Genomic DNA, 19,733 nt, shown 5'->3' on the forward strand with positions numbered 1-19,733 from the left:
GCATCAGAACTGGAAATAGATGAACGGGGTGAAACCCGTGGGATAGAAGATCACCACCAGCCAGAGCAGGCTGAACAGCAGGGCTGGCGTATACCAGCCCTTTTTCGTGAGCAGCCAATCGGTCCTGGCCAGCCCTTTGGCCATGTGCAGCAGGGCCGTTCCGGCCACCACCGCCGCCACAAAGGGGTGTATCCAGATCACGCCCGACCGGGGAACGAACATGCCTTCCAGGATGGTCCAGGCCGCCCCGAAGCTCTGGGCCCGGAAAAAGACCCAACCAACCACGGCCACGAGTATGGTATAGCCCCAGCCGAGCAACCCGCTGACCAGGGTATGGGGAGGCCGGATCGATTCCTTGCCGAACACGAGACGTTCCGTCACCAGGCCCAGCCCGTGCAAGCCGCCCCAGAAGACAAAGGTCCAGGCGGCGCCGTGCCAGAGGCCCATGAGCAGCATGGTCAGCATCAGATTCAGGCTGGTCCTGGCCGCTCCTCCCCGATTCCCCCCAAGGGGGATGTACAGATAGTCGCGCACCCAGGAGGAAAGCGAAATGTGCCAGCGCCTCCAGAATTCGGAAAAACTGCGCGACAGGTACGGAAAGTTGAAGTTCTCTCCCAGATCGTATCCCATCATACGGGCCGCGCCGATGGCCATGTCCGAATACCCGGAAAAATCGAAATAGATCTGGAGCGTGTAGGCGACCACGCCCAGCCAGAGGGTGGACGTGTCCATCAAAGCGGAATTTTCGAACACGAAATCCACGTACATGGCCAGCCGGTCCGCCAGAAAAACCTTCTTGGTCAGACCGAAGGTGAACCGCCGAAAGCCCTCGTAGAGGTCATCCCGGTTCAGCGGCCTGGCCAGTGCGAGCTGCGGCAGGAAATGCGCGGCGCGCACGATGGGCCCAGCCACCAGCTGCGGGAAAAAGGCCACGAACAATGCGAAGTCGAACAGGGACCTGCACACGGGCATTTTCCGCCGGTACACGTCTATGGTGTAGGACAGAGTCTGGAAGGTGTAAAAGGAGATGCCCACGGGCAGGATGATGTCCAGGGTTCCGGCGTGCAGCCCCACCTTCTCCAGCAAAGGCGCTGCGGACTCGATAAAGAAGTTGCAGTACTTGAAATAGCCCAGCAGGCCGAGGTTGACCACAAGGCTGGCCACCAGCAGCCATCTGCGTTTTCCCTTGTCTTCCGTGATCTCCAGCGCCCGACCCACGCAATAGTCGGTCAGGGTGGAGAGCAGAATGAGGGACAGGAAACGGTAATCCCAATAGGCATAGAAGTAATAGCTGGCCGCCAACAGAAAGAGCTTGCGGCTCGTGTTGCTCCGGACCAAGGCGAGAAAGCCGCAGACGCAAAGGAAGAATATCAGGAATTCCAAAGAGGAAAACAACATTACTCTTTTCCCTCCAGCAGCTTTCCCAGGGCCTCGGCCACCAGCGCATGCCCATGTTCATTCAGATGCCCCGCGCCGGGCCGGGAATTGGAAAAGCCGCGAGGGAAAAGGCCTTTTTTCCGGTAGAGGCGCACGAAGTCAGCGGACAGGTCGATGAACCCGACGCCCTTTCGCTTGCACAGCGCCTGAAAACGGCGCATCAGGTGCGCATCGCGGTCCTCGTCCCGCACGCTGTTCCCGCCGATTCTCGGCGTTGCCTCGGGAATGTAGATGAAGGCCAGCCAGCCCCGCCCCACGGCTTTCAGTTCCTCCAACATAAAATCCCAGGCCTTGTCCGGGGCCTCCTCACTGCGGCTCACGCCCACGGGACCGCCGGCTTCGGCCGTTTGCGGGCCGCAGGCAAAACGGAGGTCCTGGTCCTTGATCTCCCGATACGCCGCATGCAGAAAACCGAGGCGCAACTCATACACAAGCGGGGCGTAGTCCAGAGCCAGCCGCGAAGGCTCGCACAGGGATTCCTCGAACCGCCATGGGTCGGTCAAAAAGCGGCTGTGGCAGTCCACATGCCTGCCCGGAAGCACATCCTCCATTCCCGAGATCAGGATCACGTTGCCCCTGATATTGGGAAACTTCCCCTGTAACCGGGGGATCCGGTAGTAGTAGTCCGCCACATTCAGCCCGCCGCCGCCCACGGCAACCGCCTTCAAGGCCGGATTCCCGGCATTGAAGCGGGCAACGGCCCTGTCGCCGCTCGGGACCTGGACGGCGTCCACGTGGGAATCTCCCCAGAGAACGAAACAAGGCCGATCGGACAGCAGCAACACCGCGTCGTGTGCGTCCAGTCCCATGTCGCCCACGGGGATGTCGGCCCACCCCTCGCTTCGCCAGTGCACCGTGGTGCCGGGCTTGCGGACATACCCTTGCAGTACGTCGTCCCACACAACCGGGGTGATGCTGTTGAGAAAAAATGCGCTCACCGCCCAGATGAAGAGAAAGGAAAACAGCAATCCCCCTCCCCAGCGAAGCACTATGCCCGACATGCCTCTCATCGCAGAACCTTGCTCAATAGGGATTCAATGGATTCGAACATGCGCGACAGGGAAAACCGCTCCACGATGCGGGCACGCGGATCCCCCGCCTGCCCCGCGCGGATTCGGGCCGTCATGTCCAGCATCCCCCGGGCAAGGGCCTCGGGGCTCCGGGGGGGCACCACAAGCCCGCAATCCCCCACCAGATGAGCAGCATCCCCCACATCCGTGGTCACGCAGGGAGTGCCGCAGGCCATGGCTTCGCCCAGCACATTGGGAAAGCCCTCCGTCATGGAGGAAAGACAGCACAGATCCAGGGCGTTGTAGACCGCGGGCATGTCGGCACGGGGTCCGGCCCATATCAGACGCTCTCCGAGGGCAAGGGCGGGACCGCATTCCGCAAGCTCTTCCCGCAGGGGGCCGTCGCCCACACAGGCAAAGCGCAGGGTTTCATCCTGCTGCGCGGCCAATTCGGCGGCCTTGAAGAACGTTCCATGATCCTTCATGGGATCAAGCCGGGCCACCAGCCCCACCAGAAAAGCGTTTCCCGGGACCCTCAACTCGCGCCGCAGCGCCCTTCCCGCCTCCGGGTCGGGTGCAAACCGGTCCACGTCGAACCCGTTCGGCACAACAAGCATATTGCTCCCGTCCATGCCCCGAGACAGGGCGTGCCCCTTCCCGGCCTGCGAATTGACCATGATGCGGTCCGCAAGCGGAGAAAGACGAATCTCGAGCCAGGCCCCCAGCCGAGAGGCCCAACCGTACCGGGAAAGATCCATGTCCGAGGAACGCACGGACCAGACGATGCGCGCGGGACGCAGGAGCGGCCTCAGGGCGGCGGCAAGTATGTTCGGGGTGCCAAGGAACGAACAGACCGCGTCGGGCCCGAAGGAACGCACGGCGCGGACCAGCCGGAAGGAAAAAAACGGAAGGTCCCATCTCCCGGCCTTGTGAAGCTGGATGACCCGGACATTCTCCAGACGACGTTCCAGCGCGCCGCCGGGGTAATGCACGGCCACGGACACCTCGTGGCCGCGCGCGGCCAAGCCGTTGGCCGCATGAACCAGCTGGGTTTCGGCCCCGCCCACCTCAAGCGACGGGATCAGGAACAGGATACGCATGCGCCGTCTTCCGCTCACTCCGCCTCCCGCAGCCAGGCCTGGAACATGAGCACATCCCACAGGTAGTAGCTCCAGTGATCCTGACCGCCCAGATACTCGCGCCACATCCGGGAGACCATGGCGTGATCAATATATCCGTCGGCCCTGACGCACTCCTCGGCGAGCAGGTCCGAAGCCCATTGGCGAAGCGGCCCGCGCAGCCACTCGCGGATGGGCACGCCGAAGCCCATCTTGGGACGCTCCACGATTTCCCTGGGCACGTGCTTGTACAGCACCTGTCGCAGCAGCCATTTGCTCTTGCCGTCCCGGACCTTGAGGTTCTGCGGCACGCGAGCGGCGAACTCCACCACCCTGTGGTCCAGGATCGGCACGCGGGCCTCCAGGCTCGCGGCCATGCTGGCCCTGTCCACCTTGGTCAGAATGTCGTCCGGCAGATAGCCCATGATGTCGTAGAGACTCATGTTCTTCCACCGGTCGTCGTCCCAGGCCAGGGCCGAAAAGGGGGTGGCCGGCTCCCGCGCCCCAAGCACGAATTCGTCTGGCCTTTTGAAGTGGGAGGTGAAATAGCGATACAATTCCCTGCAATCCGAAGCGCGCAGGGCATCCAGCCTCCAGCTCACCTTCTTGCCGAAGACGCCCAGAAGGTCGAAGCTGCGCAGGGGCAGCAGCGAGGCGGTCCCCGCCAGAAGCCCGCGCATCCAGACGGGAACCCGATTCATGGCCCGCCAGACCTTTTCGGTCCAGAAATAGCGGTCATAGCCGCAAAAAAGTTCATCCCCCCCGTCGCCGGACAGGGAAACCGTCACATGCTCCCGGGTCAGGCGGCTCAGGATGTAGGTGGGAATCTGCGAGGAATCGGCAAAGGGCTCGTCCCAGTACCGGGGCAGGTCCGGGATGACCCGAAGCAGGTCGTCCGGCGTGACGTACAGCTCGGTGTGGTCCGTGCCCAGGTGCGCGGCCACGGCGCTGGCGTGTTTCGCCTCGTCGAATTCCTCCACCCCGAATCCAATGGAAAAGGTCTTGACCGGACGGCCGCTGTCCGCCTGCATCAGCGCCACCACCGTGGAGGAATCGATGCCGCCGGACAGGAACGCCCCCAGCGGAACGTCGGAAAGCATGCGCTGGGAGACCGCATCGGAAAGCAGGGCCTCCAACTGCTCTACTGCTTCCTGCGACGAGCACTCCAGTTGCGCGGCGCTCCCCCGGCCCCATACGGAAGCGGCGTCCCAATACCGCTTGAAATCTTCGCCCGCTGCGGAAAGGGTCACGATCTCGCCGGGCATGACCTTGCGGCATCCCCGGTAGATGGAATATGGGGCGGGAATGAAATTGTGCCTGAAATAGAGAGACAGGGCGTCACGATCGATGGAAGGAACGAACTCGGGATGCGCCTTGAGGGCCTTGAGTTCGGAGCCGAACACCCAGCCGCGACCGGCGGGAGAGTAGTACAGGGGTTTGATGCCCAGCCTGTCGCGCACCAGGAAAAGCTTTCGTTCCTGCCTGTCCCACAGGGCCATGGCGAACATGCCCACGAAACGCTCCAGGGCGGCCTCCAGCCCCCAGGCCGCAACAGCCGCCAGGATGGTTTCCGTATCCGAGGTGGATTTGTAGGGGTAGTCCGGCAATTCGCGGCGCAGGTCCATGTGGTTGTAGACCTCGCCGTTGTAGGCGATGACGAACCGGCCGCAGGCGGAAGACATGGGCTGTCGCCCCAGGGAGGAGACGTCCAGGATGGAAAGACGCCGATGCCCCAGCCCGACTCCGGCCTCGGGGTCGAGCCACACATCGGAATCGTCCGGTCCGCGATGAACAAGAGCATCGGTCATGGCCCGGAGAACCGTTTCCCCCGGAGACGGATCAAACGAAAACAGCCCAGTTATTCCGCACATAATTTACACAGTCTTTTTTTTGAAGACATATTCGTTGCAGGCAATGCCTCCGCCGTTGGTTTTCAACCAGTCCAGCTCGAAGCCGCGATTCCTGCAGTATTCGAATATGGCCTCGGGCTTGGCGACTTCAAAGGGATACCCACCGACCCAATCCCGGACATCGGTCCAGATGGACATGCCCCGCTGCTGCCGCCTGTTCATCAGGTACTTGAAAGGATTTCGCAGCCTTGCAATCTGGATAAGGAGAGAGCGCCCCTCGTAGAAGAAAAAGGTCATCAGGCAGAGAAGAGTACGAGCCCATTCAGGAGATTTGACATACAATTTCTTGATCGCCCTCCACAACTCCGAATAACCGCCCTGATCGTTGTATATGGCAATGAAAAGGCTTCCGCCCGGCGCGACGCGCGAAACGGCGTTCTCCATCGCGTGCCACATTTCACCGGTGTGATGCAGCACCCCCCAGGAGTAAACAATGTCGAACCGGCCCAAATCGGCCATCGCCGCGTCATTGAGAACGGACCCCTGGAAAATCTCCCAGGAATCATCCCCGGGATGAAAGCGCTCCTTGAGATATCTGGCGCATTCCACGGAATTCGGGTCGAAGTCAAAGGAAACCACCCTTGCTCCCAGATCCCTGGCCGCGAGCGAGAACAGCCCGCTGCCGCAACCAATATCCAAAAAGGTCTTTCCCTCGAGCCCGTCGGGGAATCGAGCGAGTATGGAAGACCTGGCGTCGCCAATCTGTTCCGGGCTCAGGTTTGCGATGAATTTAGACCAGTTCTGCCCAAAAGCGAAACGCTCTTCCAAGGGCATGTCGTTCGTACTTTCCTGCATCAACCCCTCGCTCCAATAGCGTTTTTGAAACATTGAATCCAAAGCTCCAGGACCTTTTCCTCGCGGAACCGTTCAGTGATCATCCTTCCGCTGGAGGCCAGCCGTTCGCGCAAGGCCCGATCGCCAAGCAGCACACCCAACGCCCCGCGAAGGTCATTCACATCGTTTGCCCGGACAAGCAAGCCGTCCTTGCCGTCGGTTATCAGATCCGCAGGCCCTCCGGGGCAATCGGCCGCAATGCACGGCAGCCCCGCAGCCATGGCCTCGGCAAGGACGTTGGGAAATCCTTCAAAACGGGAGGACAATACAAAGACGTCCCCCTGCGACAAATCCGCATGCGGCGTGGACGTGCGTCCGGGAAAGGAGACACGTCCCTGAACACCGAGCTCTCGGGCCAGAGCTTCCAGCAGCCCCCGCTCCCGGCCTTCGCCGAACACGACTACGGACCATTCGGGATATTCATCCGCCAGACCGGCAAAGGCCCGCAACAAGAGATCAAAGCCTTTTTGCGCGTGAAGGCGTCCCATGGCCACAATGGCCGGCCTTTCAATCCGCACGGAAGGTTCCCCCGGTTGCGGAGCAAGCGCCGCGTTCGGAATGACCGATACGAACGCCCGGCGCAACCAACCATATTCCCTGCCGATGCTTTCGGTCTGCACCACCAGGGCCGCCGCCCTGCCATAGGTTCTGCGGCGCAACCAGTCCCACAATCGACCCACGGAATGCATCGGATGCACCCGTTCGGAAACAACCACCGGGTATTTCCGGCCGGCAGCCAAAAGAGTCAGTACGTTGGTCTGCTCCATAAAGCTGACGACCACATCCGGAGATTCGGAAACAATAGCGGAACGCAGGGCCCTGATGCGCTTCCAGTTGCTCAGCAGGGCGCCGACGATGTTCGGGGATCGGCCAGCCAGCCCCAGCGGCCTAAGGGCCACCGCCTCCGGCAACGGGTAGAACGGGGGGACGCTTCCGTCGTCCAGAGTCAGGACGGTCACCCGAAGCCCCTGACCATGCAGGCCCGCGGCCAGCCATGCCAGCACGGATTCCGCCCCTCCCATGGACAGGGAGGATATGACCAGCACGATCTTCTTCATCGATTCACATCCCGCTTGCGGATCAGTCTGGCCGGAACGCCCCCGACCACCGAATAGGGTTCCACATCCCGCGTGACCACCGCGCCTGCGGCCACGACGCTGCCCCTGCCTATGGTCGCGCCGCTGGTGACCACGACGTTGGCGCCAATCCAAACGTCGTCCTCCACCACAATGGGAGCGAAAACCAGCCCCTGGGACTTGATGGACCGGTCCGTGCGGGCGAACACGTGGTTCGAGGTGTCCATAACCACGTTGGGACCCACCATCACCTCGTTGCCGAGCGTCAGTGGCGCGTCCCCGCAGGAGCCCAGCCGCACGTTCTTGTTCAGGTAGCAGTTGCTGCCTATCGACATGGCCGAATTGCAGCAGTACAGGGAACAGTTGCTCTCTATGACCACGCCGTTTCCCAGGGAAAGATTGGATAGCCTGTCGATGAACACGCCCGACTCTATTTCAAACATCCGTCCGTCCGCCATGAAGGGCCGGTAGGCATTGCGGCGCAGAAAAACCCCGAGCCGGCCGGGTACGCACCGTGCAAAGGCCTGCAGGAGCTCCAACGGCATCCGAACCACTGACTCCATCTTCATTTTTTCCTCCCCGACTCGTCAATGCGATCGACTGTTCGCTCCACAGTGTTCCTCATCCTACTTCCCGAAGGCGTAAAGTTCAAAAGGTCCGCTCCTGACGAGCCGTTGCAATCCTTCCAGACCGAGTTCCTCCAGGGAGGCATAGTCCCTGTCCAGCACCAGGTGAGTCAGGCCATGCCTTGCCGCCAGCGTCTCCACGCGTTCGAGAAACACCGGAAACCAGGGCTCAATGCGGTCCACGCCGGAAGAGTGCCCGCCCTGAAAGATGGCCTTGCGCGTGGTATAGGCCAGATAGTCGCTGTAAGAGGACGGAAGGGCCATGACCCTGGCCCCTTCGAGCCCCTTGACGGCCTCCACGATGACGGCGAAATCATCGCTGATGATGCCCGAGGGAGCCGTCTTGTCGTCAAGGCTTCGGACCGCGAGAAACAGATGACGAAAATGCCAGACGCCCACCAGCAGGCTCAGGGCCGCGACCGGGAAGGAGCCCGCGCTGATCCCGAGGGCACACAGGGCCATCATCGGAGGCAAAGCGTACTTGATGTACTTGGTCCCGTCTCCTATGCCGCGAAGCCAGGGGAAGACGAGCGTCGCAAGTCCGAAGAAAAACGTTGCGAACATGATCTGCGCAAGGAGACCCTGTACAGGGCCCGTGAGAACGCAAGCGGCCACAGCGGCCGGAACGACCCAGAGGGAACTGATGAGCATCCGGCGCACATTCAGGGCCAGCATCCGCCACCCCCTGGCATTGTAGAACAGACCCCGAAGGTTGTCCGGATCCCCGTAGACCGGGGAATGCCTGACCTGATGGCCGCTCATTCGCTTCCAGTTTCTCGACCAGAACCGTATGTACTGCAGGTGGGCCTCCATGAGCTGGACAAACTGCTTCCCGCCCACGAGGAACGCCCCGAGATATGCGCCGGGCAGCAGCAGGAACCACCCCCATTCCCCCTGCGCCAGGGTGAGGAAGGGAAGCAGGAACCAGCACAGCTGCATGGTCAGCTTGTGCGTGAGGACCAGGAGCACGCCCAGGATCAGGGCGGGGACATACCACACCCAGGAAAAGGAAACGGCGAGCCAGGCGGTGAACAGAAAGGAGAAAAACACGAAGCTCGCCAGCGGGCGGGACGTCATGCACTGGTATTCGCTCATCAGTTGGGGAGACGTGGCGTACAGCACCAGGGCGATCCAGGCGGGCAGGGGCCCGCCCAGGAGAAAAACGCCGCCCCACAGCCCCATGGCGATCACATAGTCCAGAAGATGATTGATGACCCAATAGTACTTCCGGAGCCAGGACGGCGGGAAGAGGCTGATGAACACCGTGAACATGGGAGGATAATTCTGAACCTCATCCTCCAGAAGAAATATCCCCGGGACCTTGATGGGCAGCCGTCTTTCCTTCCGGAACACTTCCGAACAGAGAAGAAAGTAATGGGCGTCGGGCCCCCTGGTCTGGGCCTTCCAGAGCGGGAGGAGGCGGCATCCGAAGAAGAGCAGCGTCCCCAGCAGCAGTTGCACGATCATCAATACGTCCATTCGTTCTCCGAATCCTAGCGCCGTCAGGCTAGGACTGCATGGCCCACATTGCGGCGAATCGTCCGTTCATTTTCAACAGATCCTCGAAACTTCCCTGCTCGATGATCCGCCCGTCCTCCAGGTAGTAGACCCAGTCCGCCTTGCGGATGGTGGACAGCCGGTGGGCAATGGCCAATATGGACAACTCGCCGTGAAGTTCCTCCACGTTCTTCATGACCTCGCGCTCGGACTCGGAGTCAAGGGCGCTGGTGGCCTCGTCGAGGATGAGAAGTCTCTTCTCGCCCAGCAGGGCGCGCCCCAGGCCGATGCGCTGTTTCTGACCGCCCGACAGTTTCACTCCCCTGTCGCCCACGGCCGTTTCATAGCCCTGTTCCAGGGACTGAACAAATTCGTGGGCATGGGCCTTCCGGGCCGCCTGGACAATCTCCTCATCCGTGGCGGTTTCATCGCCCCAGCGCATGTTCTCCATGATGCTGGCGTTGAAGAGCAGGCTCTCCTGCCCCACGTATCCGACCACCCTGCGCCAGGAGCCAAGAGAAATTCCTGAAAGACTTTTACCGTTGACCAGCACCTCTCCGGAACCGGCATCCACCAGCCCCATGACCGTATCGACCAGGGTGGACTTCCCGGCTCCGGACGCCCCGGCAATGGCCACAAAGGCCCCCTGGGGAATGGACAGGGTGATGTTCTTGAGGACCGGAGTATTTCCGTAGGAAACCGAAACATCCCTGAACTCCACGGCGGGAAGGGCTTCGTCCCATTCCAGGGAACCCTCGCCCGTGTGCTCCTGCTCCGCAAGGGCGGCGCGGTAGACTTCGAGGGTATTCGCATAGCCCGGGAAAAGGCTCTTGAGCAGCTGGACGCTCTGAAGCATCTGGCTCATCTTCGGGTACAGCCGGACAAACAGGGCCAGCAGGATGGCCGCCTCTCCGGTGCCGAGCCCCATCTCCCGGGTCCCGTAAACCAGGGTGAAAAGCAAAACAATGATGCCGGTGAATTCGAATATGCACCGGACGATAACGGGATCCACCAGGTACGGGACGCCGACCTTGCGAATGCCTTCGACGGCTTTCCCGAACAGGCCGCCCGCCTTGCCCTCGGCCGCCGACACCTTCAAGAACTTGGCGGCCGACCAGAATTCGTAGCCTGAACTTTGAAAATTCGAATTGGCCTGACTCAATGCACATCCCAGCCGGAATGCCCGCTTCTGAAAAGGCTTGACCACAAGCACGATGCAGCAACCGGCAAGAATGAGCCCGAGGGTGACGGGCAGGGAAACCCCCACCGCCGCAACCAGGATAAGAACCGCCCCCACCATGCAGCACCAGATCTGCTGCAGCGAGGCGAAGACCATGCCCATCCTGTCTATCTCCGCATAGAAGACATTCATGATCGCCCCGGACTTGCGGTTGACGAAAAAACTCCATTTGGCGCCGTAGATGGCGCGAAACAGCTCGTTGCGCCAATAGGCGCGATAATCGTGCTGCAGCTTGGATCCCAGCCACCAGGCCGACAGCAGCAGCGAATACTGCACGGCGAACGCGACCACCACCACGCAGACCGTTGACGTGAGATTGACGGGAATGCCGAGAAAGGCCATGGACTGCCCGTACACCCTCATGATCGTACTCCCGCCGTCCGCGACAGCGATCCCCAGAAGGGAGAGGGTCGGAAGCAGGAGAAGGAGCCCGGATGTCTCGGCAATGCTGCTCACGGCAAAAAGCACCAGCATGCACAGGGTCTTTGCCCATCCGTTCCGGGCGAGGATGTCGAGGATGAAGGATTTCATCGGGAGCCGCCCTTCAGCAACCGCAGCCTGGAAGCAACCCCTCCGGCCACCCCTCCGAGATGCTTCCCGAACGTCCTCCAGTAGGAGGGGGTGCCCACACACGAACGGCAACTCGCGTACACGTTCTTGTTCCTGGCCAGATTCCGGCGCACCTCGACCATTGCCGGGTTGTTCAGCACATCGTCCAACGTACTGAAGTTATCGACATGCTCGACAAACAGGTCTTTCTGCACGTTCATGCAGCACGGGATCTGCATGCCGTCGGCGGTGAAGTCCAGGTTCCAGTATGGGGAAAAGCACTTCCCGCCGACGCCGGCATCCATGCGGTTGGCGAAGTTGACGTTCATCTTCTTCCAGATGATGTTGTCGGAAGGCACGCCGCAGGATTGGGAGAACTCCGCCAGCAGGGGAATGGTGGGCCTGTTCTCGTCATTGATGAGAAACTGGGGATGGACCGTGCATTTTCCGGAGGCCAGGATGGAAAGATTGCGGCGCACCACCTCGAAATCCCCGCCGATGCGGTACCTGCCGTAGCTCTCCTCATCGTGCCCATCCGTGGAACATATCACCTTGCAATGATCCATGGAGGCCAGCTTCCTGGCCTTTTCCTCGGAATAATTCAGGTTGGTGGACAGCCAGACGGGCAGGGGGCGCAGCTTCTCCAGCATCTCGAAGATGTCAGGATGCAGAATGGGTTCGCCGTAAAGGTTCATGACGTAATGATTGGCCACGGGCCGGGTCAGGTCGACAATCCTGTTGAACGTGTCGAGGGGAAGGAGCTTGTTGCTCCTGGTCAGCCTCTTTTCCGTGGTGGGGCAATAGGGGCAACGGAGGTTGCAGACGGCCGTCGGCTCTATCAGGATTCCCAGCACGGCGTCTCCGGGAGAAAGCATGGCCTTCCCGGTATGTATATTCCACAGGTTCCGTATGTCGCTTTTCAGCGTTTTCATCGTCTTGCTCATTGGTGGTTTCCGTATGGTCTCATGCAGTCAAAACTGTCTATAGCGCCTTTCTTGCCAAAATCGAGACCGAAGTCTCACGAAGGGGTACGATGGATTCAATGATGAACCCGGCCTCCATGAGCGGGAAAACATAGCTTTCCAGCTCGTAGATCCTCAACTGCTTGTTGTAGGAGGCGGTGTACTCCGAATGGGTGATGGGAACGATCCAGCCCCCGGGGGTGAAACGGGCATGGCGCTTTTCCCCGCGGACGAACCGCTTGGCGTAGTTCTTCACGATCTCCCAGACATCCCGCAGGCTCGGCTCAAGATTGGCGCGGACAAGCTCCAGCAACCCCGCCTGGGTGGTGGGCACGGTGTGCACTGTCCTTCCGCCCGGGGCAAGGGCCTTGTGCATGCAGGACGCAAGACGGGGCAGGTCGGAGATATGCTCCATCAGGTAATCCGAAAAAATCAGGGAATACCGCTCTCCGCAGCTGTCGAGATGCTCAAAGAGATCCCCGGCGCGAAGGGTGACGTTGTTCACGCCGACAGAATCCAGAACCCTTTGCCCGGCTACGACCGACGGCTCGCTGGTGTTGAATCCATGATAGGGCGCGTCCATATCGATGCCCACCACTTCCCTGGCGTGCCGGCTCCAGAGCAGTGACTTGAAGCCGAGCCCGCAGCCAAGCTCCAGGACCGGCTTGTCGTCCAGCTCCAGCAGGGCTGGCTGCAGCATGGTCTGGAGCTGGAATTCCAGTGTCCGGACCCTGCAGTAGTCAGGGCCGACAAAGGGCTCGAACTCCCTGCCACACTGGGAGACAACATTTTCAAACGTCTTCATGCACATTACCATCCTTCACTCGCCTCGTTTCATGAAATGCCCGTCCACCAACCGGCACAGGGCGAACTGGCGGATGCCCCACCATTTCAACACGGGCAATCCGCTCCGCACCATCCGATTCCAGAAATTCAGATAGGCCTGATAGGCCTTTCCCGCCCAGAAACAGCCTATTTTTTCCAGCCTGGAGAAAAACGGCCAGGCAATGCGGCCATGATACCACAGCCGGGTCTCATGCCTGAGGCAGTCGAAGCCGGCCTGCTCCAGCCAGCCCCGGAAGGCCTTGGGCCGCAGCGCCGGGTGCAGGGGGAGCACCTCCTGCCAGTGTTCGTGGCTGTTGAGCCTCCGCAGATAACACTGGCGGCTTTTGCTGCTCGTGAAAAAATCCATGGCCTCGAGCGGGTGGAAATACACCGACACGCACGGGGTCGAGATCGAGAGCACGCCCCCCGGCTTCAGGACCCGGGCGATCTCGGCCAAATAGTCATGGGGCCTTTCCAGATGCTCGATGACTTCGCAGCTGATGACGGCATCCACGGAATCGTCTTCCAAGGGAATGTTGTATGCCCCCACCTGGGCCAGTCGCAGATCGAAACCGCCGTCATGATTGTCCCGTGCGATCTCAAGGGACCGCCTCTCCAGGTCGAAACCGTAGTAGGTACGTATCCTGTCCCCCGGGAGAGAACCGAGGTAGGGAATCTGGCCGCAGCCGACATCGGCCACGACCGCGTCGTTCAACAACGGGGCCAACCACTCGCCGTGCAGATCTGCGAAGACGATGCTGTCGGTGCGCGCCACCCGGTCCACCTCGCTTTCGATGGGTGCGCCGTTAAGAACGCCCCGGCGCACATCGTGCAGGCTGGAAGGTGGAGTGGCCGCCATGTTCAGGTCCACATCGCCGATTTCTTCCAGAACGACGATTCCGTCCTCCACCGCATAGCTTCTGCCGCATCCCGCACAGACCACGGTCCCCCCGCCTTCCGGCACGAGGGGATGACGGCATGCAATGCAATGAAGGCCTATGTGGTTATTAAAATTTTCCATCTTCATGTCTGTTCTCCGCGAACCGTATCCGGCCGCCCGCCACGGCCCGGCGCACCAACATGCGAAAGCCGGGATTCACTATTCCGCCAACAGTTCGCTGTAGACGGCTGCCCGGATACGCTCCACCTTCCTGAGCTCGTGCTTTTCCAGGGCGAGCGCCCGCGCCGCCGTACCAAGCCTGGAGGCCTCGGCATCATCCTCCAGCCACTGCTCCAGCACGCCGACAACCGCCTCGACATCGCCCTCCCTAGCCAGGAGGCCAGTCTCGCCGGTACGCACAAGTTCGGAATGCCACTCGACATCGTACGCAACCACGGGACGGCCCGAGGCGCAGGCCTCGATCAGGCTGAATCCCCCCATCAGGGCGAGATTGGCATCACTCCGCTTGCGAACATCAAGCGCCAGATCATGCGCTATGTACCCGGTAAAGACGATGCGGTCTCCGTATCCGCTTTCCGCGACCCTTTGCTTCATGGCCTCAAGCTGCCGCCCTTCCCCGCAAATAAGCACATGGACATCACGACGCCGTGCCGAAATGCCCAGAGCGATTTTAACGATATCCTCGCTATAGTTTTCCAACTCCAGACGGCCAATCGACGAAACCAGACGGCAATCGCCGGGCAGTCCGAATTCGCTCCGCACATCGGTGGCCGGAAGTGCGGTCAGAACGTCCATGTCCATCCCGTGGGGAATGACCCTGATGTTCTCTTCCGGACACCCCGCGGAAACGAAATGGGGGACCAGGGAGGCGCGGATGGGGAGAAGCCTGTGGACGCGCCGGACAAGAAACCGCTCCACCGCGTCGGCCGGGAGCCGGGAGCCGAACACCCTCGGTATGGAACCCGGCTGCAGGGCCTCCCGCTTCTGAAAATCGGCATGCACCGAGATGACCCAAGGGCATCGGAAGAGCCTTGCAAACAGAAAACCCAGAATGCCGGCCCAATACGGGTCATAGGCGCGGATCAGCCTAATTTCGCATTTCCTGGCTTCCAGCAGTATATCCTTGAGCAACAGCATGACGCCGCTGAACAGAAAATACCGGATGGCCCGGTCAATGATCGTCCATTCGCCCAGGTCCAATTTCAGGGAACCACTCCTGCAAAAGCACCAGACCATGATGTTCCTGTCGAAAATCCCCTCGGAGGATTTCCCGTCATGCGTCAGCAGGTTGTCGAGACTTCCGAATTTCCGGAGCGTTTCCTGCACGGATCCCGCTGCTGAGATCCGGAGAATGGCCGACGGCTTCTCCGCCTTGCCGCTCATAGAAACATGCAGATACAGAAAAGCGTTGAAGACAAGCAGCAAAGACCCCGCCACCAGATCGAGCGGAACGAAAACAACGGCTTTCAATATTCTGGACAGCAAACGCACACCTCGTCGCTATGAGCCGACACCCAACACGGCGGCCATCTTTTTGAGTTTTCTCTTCAGCAAAACCACCCGGTATTGCCACGGCGTATATCCGAACCTGTCCTTGACCTGCATCAGGTATTCCTTGGAGACATGCAGCGTGGGGAACATGGGCGCAACCCGACAGTCCACGTAGGCGTCCAGCCCCAGTTCTCCCTCGAACAATCCCAACTCCCTGTACTGATCGTACAGGGGGGTGCCGCGAAGAGGCCGCACAAACTGCACGCAGGAAATGTCGAACCGCTGGGAATGGAGCTCCATTTCGGCAAGCGTTTCCCTGGTATCCCAGGGGAACCCGATCATGTAATTCATGTCGGCGATAATGTCCGCCTGGCGGCAAAGCCTGACGGCCTCATCGAAATCCTCCAGGTTCTTGCCCTTTTTCAGCTGCTTGAGCGCCTCGGGATTGGTGGTCTCGAACCCGAAGGCCATGCGTTTGCACCCGGCGCGCCTCAGAAGGGTCATCAACTCCTCGTTCTTGCATATTTCCAGACGGCCGTCCGTCCCCCACGTAAACTCAAGCCCGTTTTCTATGATGGCTTCGCACAGCTTGGCGCAAAACTTCGTATCCACGAGCATGTTCAGGTCGTGCAGCCAGATGTGTTCGAAGTTTCCATGAACAAGCACCTTCAACTCATCGATGATGTCTTCGATCCTGCGTTTCCGATGCCCGGTGTTGTTATAGAAACAAAAGCCGCACTGATAAGGGCAGCCTCTGGATATCTCCACAAAGGCCTGCTTGTAGGCCGACAGGTCCACCTTTTTCAGATACTCAGCCGAAGACACCAGATGATGCAGGTCGTGCAGGAACGGCTGCTTGCCCGTGTCCAGGATTTCTCCCGACTCAGTCCTGTAGAGGACGCCCGGGAAATCGAACTTCCGGCAATGGATATCCCTTTCAAACTCGCCAAGCACCTTTTCGATCACCAGTTCCCGCTCATACAGCCTGATGACCACGTCAACGGCCTCTTCCCGGTCCATGAGCTCATGCTCAAGCTGCTCATAGGGATCGTTAAGAATGACGATCGTGCGTTTCCCGGCCGCCTTGGCCGCCCGTACGTACTCCAAGTGCACATCGAATCCCTCAAGAAGGGGCACCCAGACCGCTACCACGTCATACGGATCGACATCGAACTCCCGGCCGTTTTCGCCCACGGACAGCACATCCACATCGCGCCCTTTTCCCGCACAATAGGCGGCGGCCAGGTAAATATTGCAAGGCAGCCTCGCTTCATGGGGCCTGCCGCTGCTGTTTTCGTCGCAAACGTATTCAGTATTTCTGATAAAAACCGTTTTCATTGGCTATTCCTTTTATGGCCGCGCCAGTCCCGGGCCAGGGGATACAGTCCCTGCCCCGGGCAGAGACGGCAGAGTTGCAAGCTGTTCGAGGAGGTGCTCACGTCCCTTCTCAGGGTTCCGTACTTTTCCCCGTTCCAGACTTCGGCAAGCGTTTGATCCAAGAGATTTCCCAGAACCCTCTTTCCTTTCGGGTCCCTGCAGCAGGCCACGACATCGCCGTTCACCTGGACCGTGATCGACGAATAGATCTCACCGCAATGGTTGTCCGGACGGGTCCGGGGAACGACCTTACCCTGCTTGAGTTTGTCCTCGTCATAAATCCTGTAGGCCGGATCGGAGGGCAGGTAGGTTTCCGCCTGGTCAGCCGTTCTCAGGCAAGTGCCGATAATGTTGTATTCATCCACGCCCACCTTTTCGCAGTAGGCGATGAAGTCTTCGAGTTCGTGCTCATTGTGCCGCATGAGGATGAAGCCGAGCGTGATCTTCATGTCCCGGCTGTCCATGCCCCGTGCGTTCCTCAGCTCTATGGTCCTTTCCAGGTTCGCCCGCACCGCGGACAGGTCGCTGCCCCTGCGATAGGTTCCGTGGGTTTCCTGGCTGAAGCCGCCTGTCTGGAAATTGACCTCGCCAATGCCGCTGTCCACAAGCCGCTCGGGATCAACCACATCGCCGTTGGTGCAGGTGGTCACCCATATCCCCTTGTCGGCCGCGTACCGAATCATGCGGTAGGCGTCCCTGTTCAGAAACGGTTCCCCCATGAAGTAAAAGTACAGCTGATTGAGATTGCCGTCGAACCTGTCCAGAATACGGATGAAATCGTCAAAGGACAGGAAGCCTTTCTTGCGCCCCAGATCGTTGGTCCCGGTCTCGCAGATGGTGCACTTGAGGTTGCAGGCATTTGTGGGTTCGATGCCCAGGTTGACGGGGGACCCGAGGCATTTTTCGCTCCTGCGCCATGCTGAAAAGGCGCACAGAAGATAGTTGAACCGCTGCCCGAAACTGGCATCCGCCAGCACGACCAGCTTGCACAGGGACAAGAACTTGTATGCGGGAAGAATCAGCCTGAAAAGCCAACCGGTCTGACGGATTTTTTCCTTCAAATTTCTTAACATGACTGTTTACTCCCGGCGAAATCCCACTCCAGATCCTCAGGCATGAGGAATATTCCTGCCTTCCACAAGGGTCTCGGCGACCCCTCGCATGATGGTTCCGCTTTTGTAGGCGAAGCGGGGCTCCACGTCTTCTCCCAGGACATGCTTCCGTATCAGAATGTCGGGTTCGTTGTACCCGACCATGGCCCGCAGGGAGGTGGTTCCGGAAAAACGGGGATTGATCTCGAAAATGTAATCCTTGCCGTCCACATGGCGGCACTGAATGTTGATGGCGCCCCGGCACCCCATTTCAAGGGCGATCCTTTCGCAGTCGGCGGTGACTTCCGGGTAGGGGCCGATCTCTCCCTGGGAAACGCCGCTGCTGATGGCCAACGTGGCACCCAGGCCTTGGTTTCCGGTCCTGTTGGCCGTCTTGATGCGGTTGCTCAGCCCGGAAAGAATGGCACGCTTCACGGCAATGGAATTGATGAAGTTGCCGTCCATGTCGCACAGCACCCCCACGGTGAACTCCGACTCCACGGTGCCCACGTATTCCTGGACGATGAACGGTCCCAGGTTGTCCAGCAGCCACGTTCCCAAAAAATCAACTTCCTCACGGGTCTGGGCCAGATAGATGTTGGCGGAGCCGCCACCGCCCACGGAAGGCTTCAGCACGGCGGGGAAGAAATCCACCGCACGCAGTTGCTCATGGTTCTCTATCTGCACGGTCTGGGGCATGTGGAAGCCGTGCTCCGTGAGCCAATGAAAAGTCTTGAACTTATCCATGCAGACTTCAATGAGCTCGGTGGGATTGATGGGCAGGAAGATGCCTTCAGCCTCAATGCGTTCCCTGTTGGCGGCAAAGGCTTTCAGCTCCGGCTCGCTGCCGTGGAACAGGGCCTTGACGCCATGCTTGCGGCAAACCCGCAGCAACGCATCCACGTAATCGGGCGCGGTTGCCGGAGGCAGGATATACGGGTGATCGACCTCGGCAAGTCCCTTGCTGCAGGGGCTCATATCCCCGCCCACGATTTCATAGGGAGTTTCAGCGAGTTGCAATGCCTTGAGAATCTGCTCGCCGTGTCCACCACCACCGATACCAGTGACCATCACCGTCAATTTCTCGCTCATACCATGCTCCATGGGATCGACACGCGATCGTCCCTTTTGAAATTCTCACGGACGGAATCGTGTACATTCACATATCTATTCAACATCTCAGCAACATCGAGTTCAAAACGATACAGTTCATAATCCCCGGAAACAGTATCGTAGACACCAAATGTCCCCAGAGCGCCCTTATCGCGCGGCAGCCCGCAGGAACCGACATTGACCGCCACGGTCCTCCCGGAACGCCACGCATGCAGACGGTGGGTATGCCCCATAAAAACCGCATCGTATCCCGAGCTTTCCCAATCGGGGGCCTGCTGGTCGGGGTACAGGCGTCCCTGCAAGGGATCTTCCGCCGTCCCATGGACAAAAAGCAGCCGTCTTCCGTCCAGGACCTCGGAATGCACGGGGCTCAATGACATCAGCATTTCTTTTTGCCTTTCCGACAACTGCGGCCTCTGGGCCTCAAGGCCGTAAACAGCATCCCTCTCCGGCTCCAAAGGCAACCGTCCCATAAGCATGGCTTCATGATTCCCGAGGAGCAATACGGCCCGGGCTTCGGTCAGGAGGCCGAGGCACTCCGTCCCCTGGGGGAAATATCCGAAAACATCCCCAAGGCAGACGAGCCGGTCCACATTGAGTGAACGCAACTTCTCCAGACAGCTCTCCAAGGCGGGCAGATTGCCATGAACATCGGAAAAAATGCCTAGTCTCACGG

General features: G+C 59.9%; 17 protein-coding genes. All 17 read right to left on the bottom strand.

The annotated features are described in order from the left end of the window. Positions 1-3: 3 nt before the first annotated feature. The gene (locus FGL65_RS00345; RefSeq protein ID WP_147818762.1) at positions 4-1,398 is read right to left on the bottom strand and encodes an MBOAT family O-acyltransferase; all 1,395 of its coding nucleotides are present in this window, start codon (positions 1,396-1,398) and stop codon (positions 4-6) included. Beyond that, on the bottom strand, positions 1,398-2,405 hold the full coding sequence (locus tag FGL65_RS00350) for an SGNH/GDSL hydrolase family protein (RefSeq protein WP_147818764.1): 1,008 nt from the start codon (positions 2,403-2,405) through the stop codon (positions 1,398-1,400). The genes FGL65_RS00345 and FGL65_RS00350 overlap by 1 nt, the downstream gene beginning before the upstream one ends. Positions 2,406-2,443: 38 nt before the next feature. Then, positions 2,444-3,565, bottom strand: coding sequence for a glycosyltransferase (locus FGL65_RS00355; RefSeq protein WP_250645537.1), 1,122 nt, complete (start codon positions 3,563-3,565; stop codon positions 2,444-2,446). Beyond that, on the bottom strand, positions 3,562-5,436 hold the full coding sequence (gene asnB, locus FGL65_RS00360) for an asparagine synthase (glutamine-hydrolyzing) (RefSeq protein WP_147818766.1): 1,875 nt from the start codon (positions 5,434-5,436) through the stop codon (positions 3,562-3,564). The genes FGL65_RS00355 and asnB overlap by 4 nt, the downstream gene beginning before the upstream one ends. Before the next feature lie 3 nt (positions 5,437-5,439). Further along, positions 5,440-6,270, bottom strand: a complete 831-nt coding sequence (locus FGL65_RS00365) for a class I SAM-dependent methyltransferase (RefSeq protein ID WP_147818768.1) — start codon at positions 6,268-6,270, stop codon at positions 5,440-5,442. Beyond that, a complete protein-coding gene (locus tag FGL65_RS00370; protein ID WP_147818770.1) occupies positions 6,270-7,367 on the bottom strand; it encodes a glycosyltransferase family 4 protein in 1,098 nt (365 codons plus the stop codon). The genes FGL65_RS00365 and FGL65_RS00370 overlap by 1 nt, the downstream gene beginning before the upstream one ends. After that, on the bottom strand, positions 7,364-7,954 hold the full coding sequence (locus tag FGL65_RS00375; protein ID WP_147818772.1) for an acyltransferase: 591 nt from the start codon (positions 7,952-7,954) through the stop codon (positions 7,364-7,366). The genes FGL65_RS00370 and FGL65_RS00375 overlap by 4 nt, the downstream gene beginning before the upstream one ends. A 57-nt stretch (positions 7,955-8,011) precedes the next feature. After that, positions 8,012-9,490 carry a hypothetical protein gene (locus FGL65_RS00380; RefSeq protein WP_147818774.1) on the bottom strand — a complete coding sequence of 493 codons (1,479 nt, stop codon included), beginning with the start codon at positions 9,488-9,490 and terminating at the stop codon, positions 8,012-8,014. Positions 9,491-9,518: 28 nt separating this feature from the next. Continuing rightward, entirely contained in the window at positions 9,519-11,279 is a 1,761-nt protein-coding gene (locus FGL65_RS00385) for an ABC transporter ATP-binding protein (RefSeq protein WP_147818776.1), read from the bottom strand. Next, a complete protein-coding gene (locus tag FGL65_RS00390) occupies positions 11,276-12,241 on the bottom strand; it encodes a radical SAM/SPASM domain-containing protein (RefSeq protein WP_147818778.1) in 966 nt (321 codons plus the stop codon). The genes FGL65_RS00385 and FGL65_RS00390 overlap by 4 nt, the downstream gene beginning before the upstream one ends. 37 nt (positions 12,242-12,278) lie before the next feature. Continuing rightward, the gene (locus FGL65_RS00395; protein ID WP_187170469.1) at positions 12,279-13,064 is read right to left on the bottom strand and encodes a class I SAM-dependent methyltransferase; all 786 of its coding nucleotides are present in this window, start codon (positions 13,062-13,064) and stop codon (positions 12,279-12,281) included. A 15-nt stretch (positions 13,065-13,079) separates the two neighbouring features. Further along, complete coding sequence (locus FGL65_RS00400; RefSeq protein ID WP_147818782.1) at positions 13,080-14,111, bottom strand: methyltransferase domain-containing protein; 1,032 nt, start codon at positions 14,109-14,111, stop codon at positions 13,080-13,082. A 72-nt stretch (positions 14,112-14,183) separates the two neighbouring features. Beyond that, entirely contained in the window at positions 14,184-15,368 is a 1,185-nt protein-coding gene (locus tag FGL65_RS00405) for a glycosyltransferase (RefSeq protein ID WP_147818784.1), read from the bottom strand. A 117-nt stretch (positions 15,369-15,485) separates the two neighbouring features. After that, positions 15,486-16,814, bottom strand: coding sequence for a B12-binding domain-containing radical SAM protein (locus FGL65_RS00410; RefSeq protein ID WP_147818786.1), 1,329 nt, complete (start codon positions 16,812-16,814; stop codon positions 15,486-15,488). Beyond that, positions 16,811-17,926: a radical SAM/SPASM domain-containing protein gene (locus FGL65_RS00415; RefSeq protein WP_147818788.1), complete on the bottom strand. Its 1,116-nt coding sequence runs from the start codon at positions 17,924-17,926 to the stop codon at positions 16,811-16,813. Before FGL65_RS00415 ends, FGL65_RS00410 begins: the two co-directional genes overlap by 4 nt. A 36-nt stretch (positions 17,927-17,962) precedes the next feature. Continuing rightward, the gene (locus tag FGL65_RS00420; protein ID WP_147818790.1) at positions 17,963-19,036 is read right to left on the bottom strand and encodes an ATP-grasp domain-containing protein; all 1,074 of its coding nucleotides are present in this window, start codon (positions 19,034-19,036) and stop codon (positions 17,963-17,965) included. After that, complete coding sequence (locus FGL65_RS00425; RefSeq protein ID WP_147818792.1) at positions 19,033-19,731, bottom strand: metallophosphoesterase family protein; 699 nt, start codon at positions 19,729-19,731, stop codon at positions 19,033-19,035. The genes FGL65_RS00420 and FGL65_RS00425 overlap by 4 nt, the downstream gene beginning before the upstream one ends. Between the last annotated feature and the right edge of the window lie 2 nt (positions 19,732-19,733).

It is taken from the genome of Salidesulfovibrio onnuriiensis (assembly GCF_008001235.1).
Lineage (GTDB): Bacteria > Desulfobacterota > Desulfovibrionia > Desulfovibrionales > Desulfovibrionaceae > Pseudodesulfovibrio > Pseudodesulfovibrio onnuriiensis.

Excerpts from the sequence above, each read along its gene's own strand:
- FGL65_RS00365 (WP_147818768.1), bottom strand. The coding sequence starts at position 6,270 with ATGCAGGAAAGTACGAACGACATGCCCTTGGAAGAGCGTTTCGCTTTT.
- FGL65_RS00405 (WP_147818784.1), bottom strand. The coding sequence starts at position 15,368 with ATGAGCGGCAAGGCGGAGAAGCCGTCGGCCATTCTCCGGATCTCAGCA.
- FGL65_RS00345 (WP_147818762.1), bottom strand. The coding sequence starts at position 1,398 with ATGTTGTTTTCCTCTTTGGAATTCCTGATATTCTTCCTTTGCGTCTGC.
- FGL65_RS00400 (WP_147818782.1), bottom strand. The coding sequence starts at position 14,111 with ATGAAGATGGAAAATTTTAATAACCACATAGGCCTTCATTGCATTGCA.
- asnB (WP_147818766.1), bottom strand. The coding sequence starts at position 5,436 with ATGTGCGGAATAACTGGGCTGTTTTCGTTTGATCCGTCTCCGGGGGAA.
- FGL65_RS00385 (WP_147818776.1), bottom strand. The coding sequence starts at position 11,279 with ATGAAATCCTTCATCCTCGACATCCTCGCCCGGAACGGATGGGCAAAG.
- FGL65_RS00370 (WP_147818770.1), bottom strand. The coding sequence starts at position 7,367 with ATGAAGAAGATCGTGCTGGTCATATCCTCCCTGTCCATGGGAGGGGCG.
- FGL65_RS00375 (WP_147818772.1), bottom strand. The coding sequence starts at position 7,954 with ATGAAGATGGAGTCAGTGGTTCGGATGCCGTTGGAGCTCCTGCAGGCC.
- FGL65_RS00390 (WP_147818778.1), bottom strand. The coding sequence starts at position 12,241 with ATGAGCAAGACGATGAAAACGCTGAAAAGCGACATACGGAACCTGTGG.
- FGL65_RS00415 (WP_147818788.1), bottom strand. The coding sequence starts at position 17,926 with ATGTTAAGAAATTTGAAGGAAAAAATCCGTCAGACCGGTTGGCTTTTC.
- FGL65_RS00420 (WP_147818790.1), bottom strand. The coding sequence starts at position 19,036 with ATGAGCGAGAAATTGACGGTGATGGTCACTGGTATCGGTGGTGGTGGA.
- FGL65_RS00410 (WP_147818786.1), bottom strand. The coding sequence starts at position 16,814 with ATGAAAACGGTTTTTATCAGAAATACTGAATACGTTTGCGACGAAAAC.
- FGL65_RS00395 (WP_187170469.1), bottom strand. The coding sequence starts at position 13,064 with ATGAAGACGTTTGAAAATGTTGTCTCCCAGTGTGGCAGGGAGTTCGAG.
- FGL65_RS00380 (WP_147818774.1), bottom strand. The coding sequence starts at position 9,490 with ATGGACGTATTGATGATCGTGCAACTGCTGCTGGGGACGCTGCTCTTC.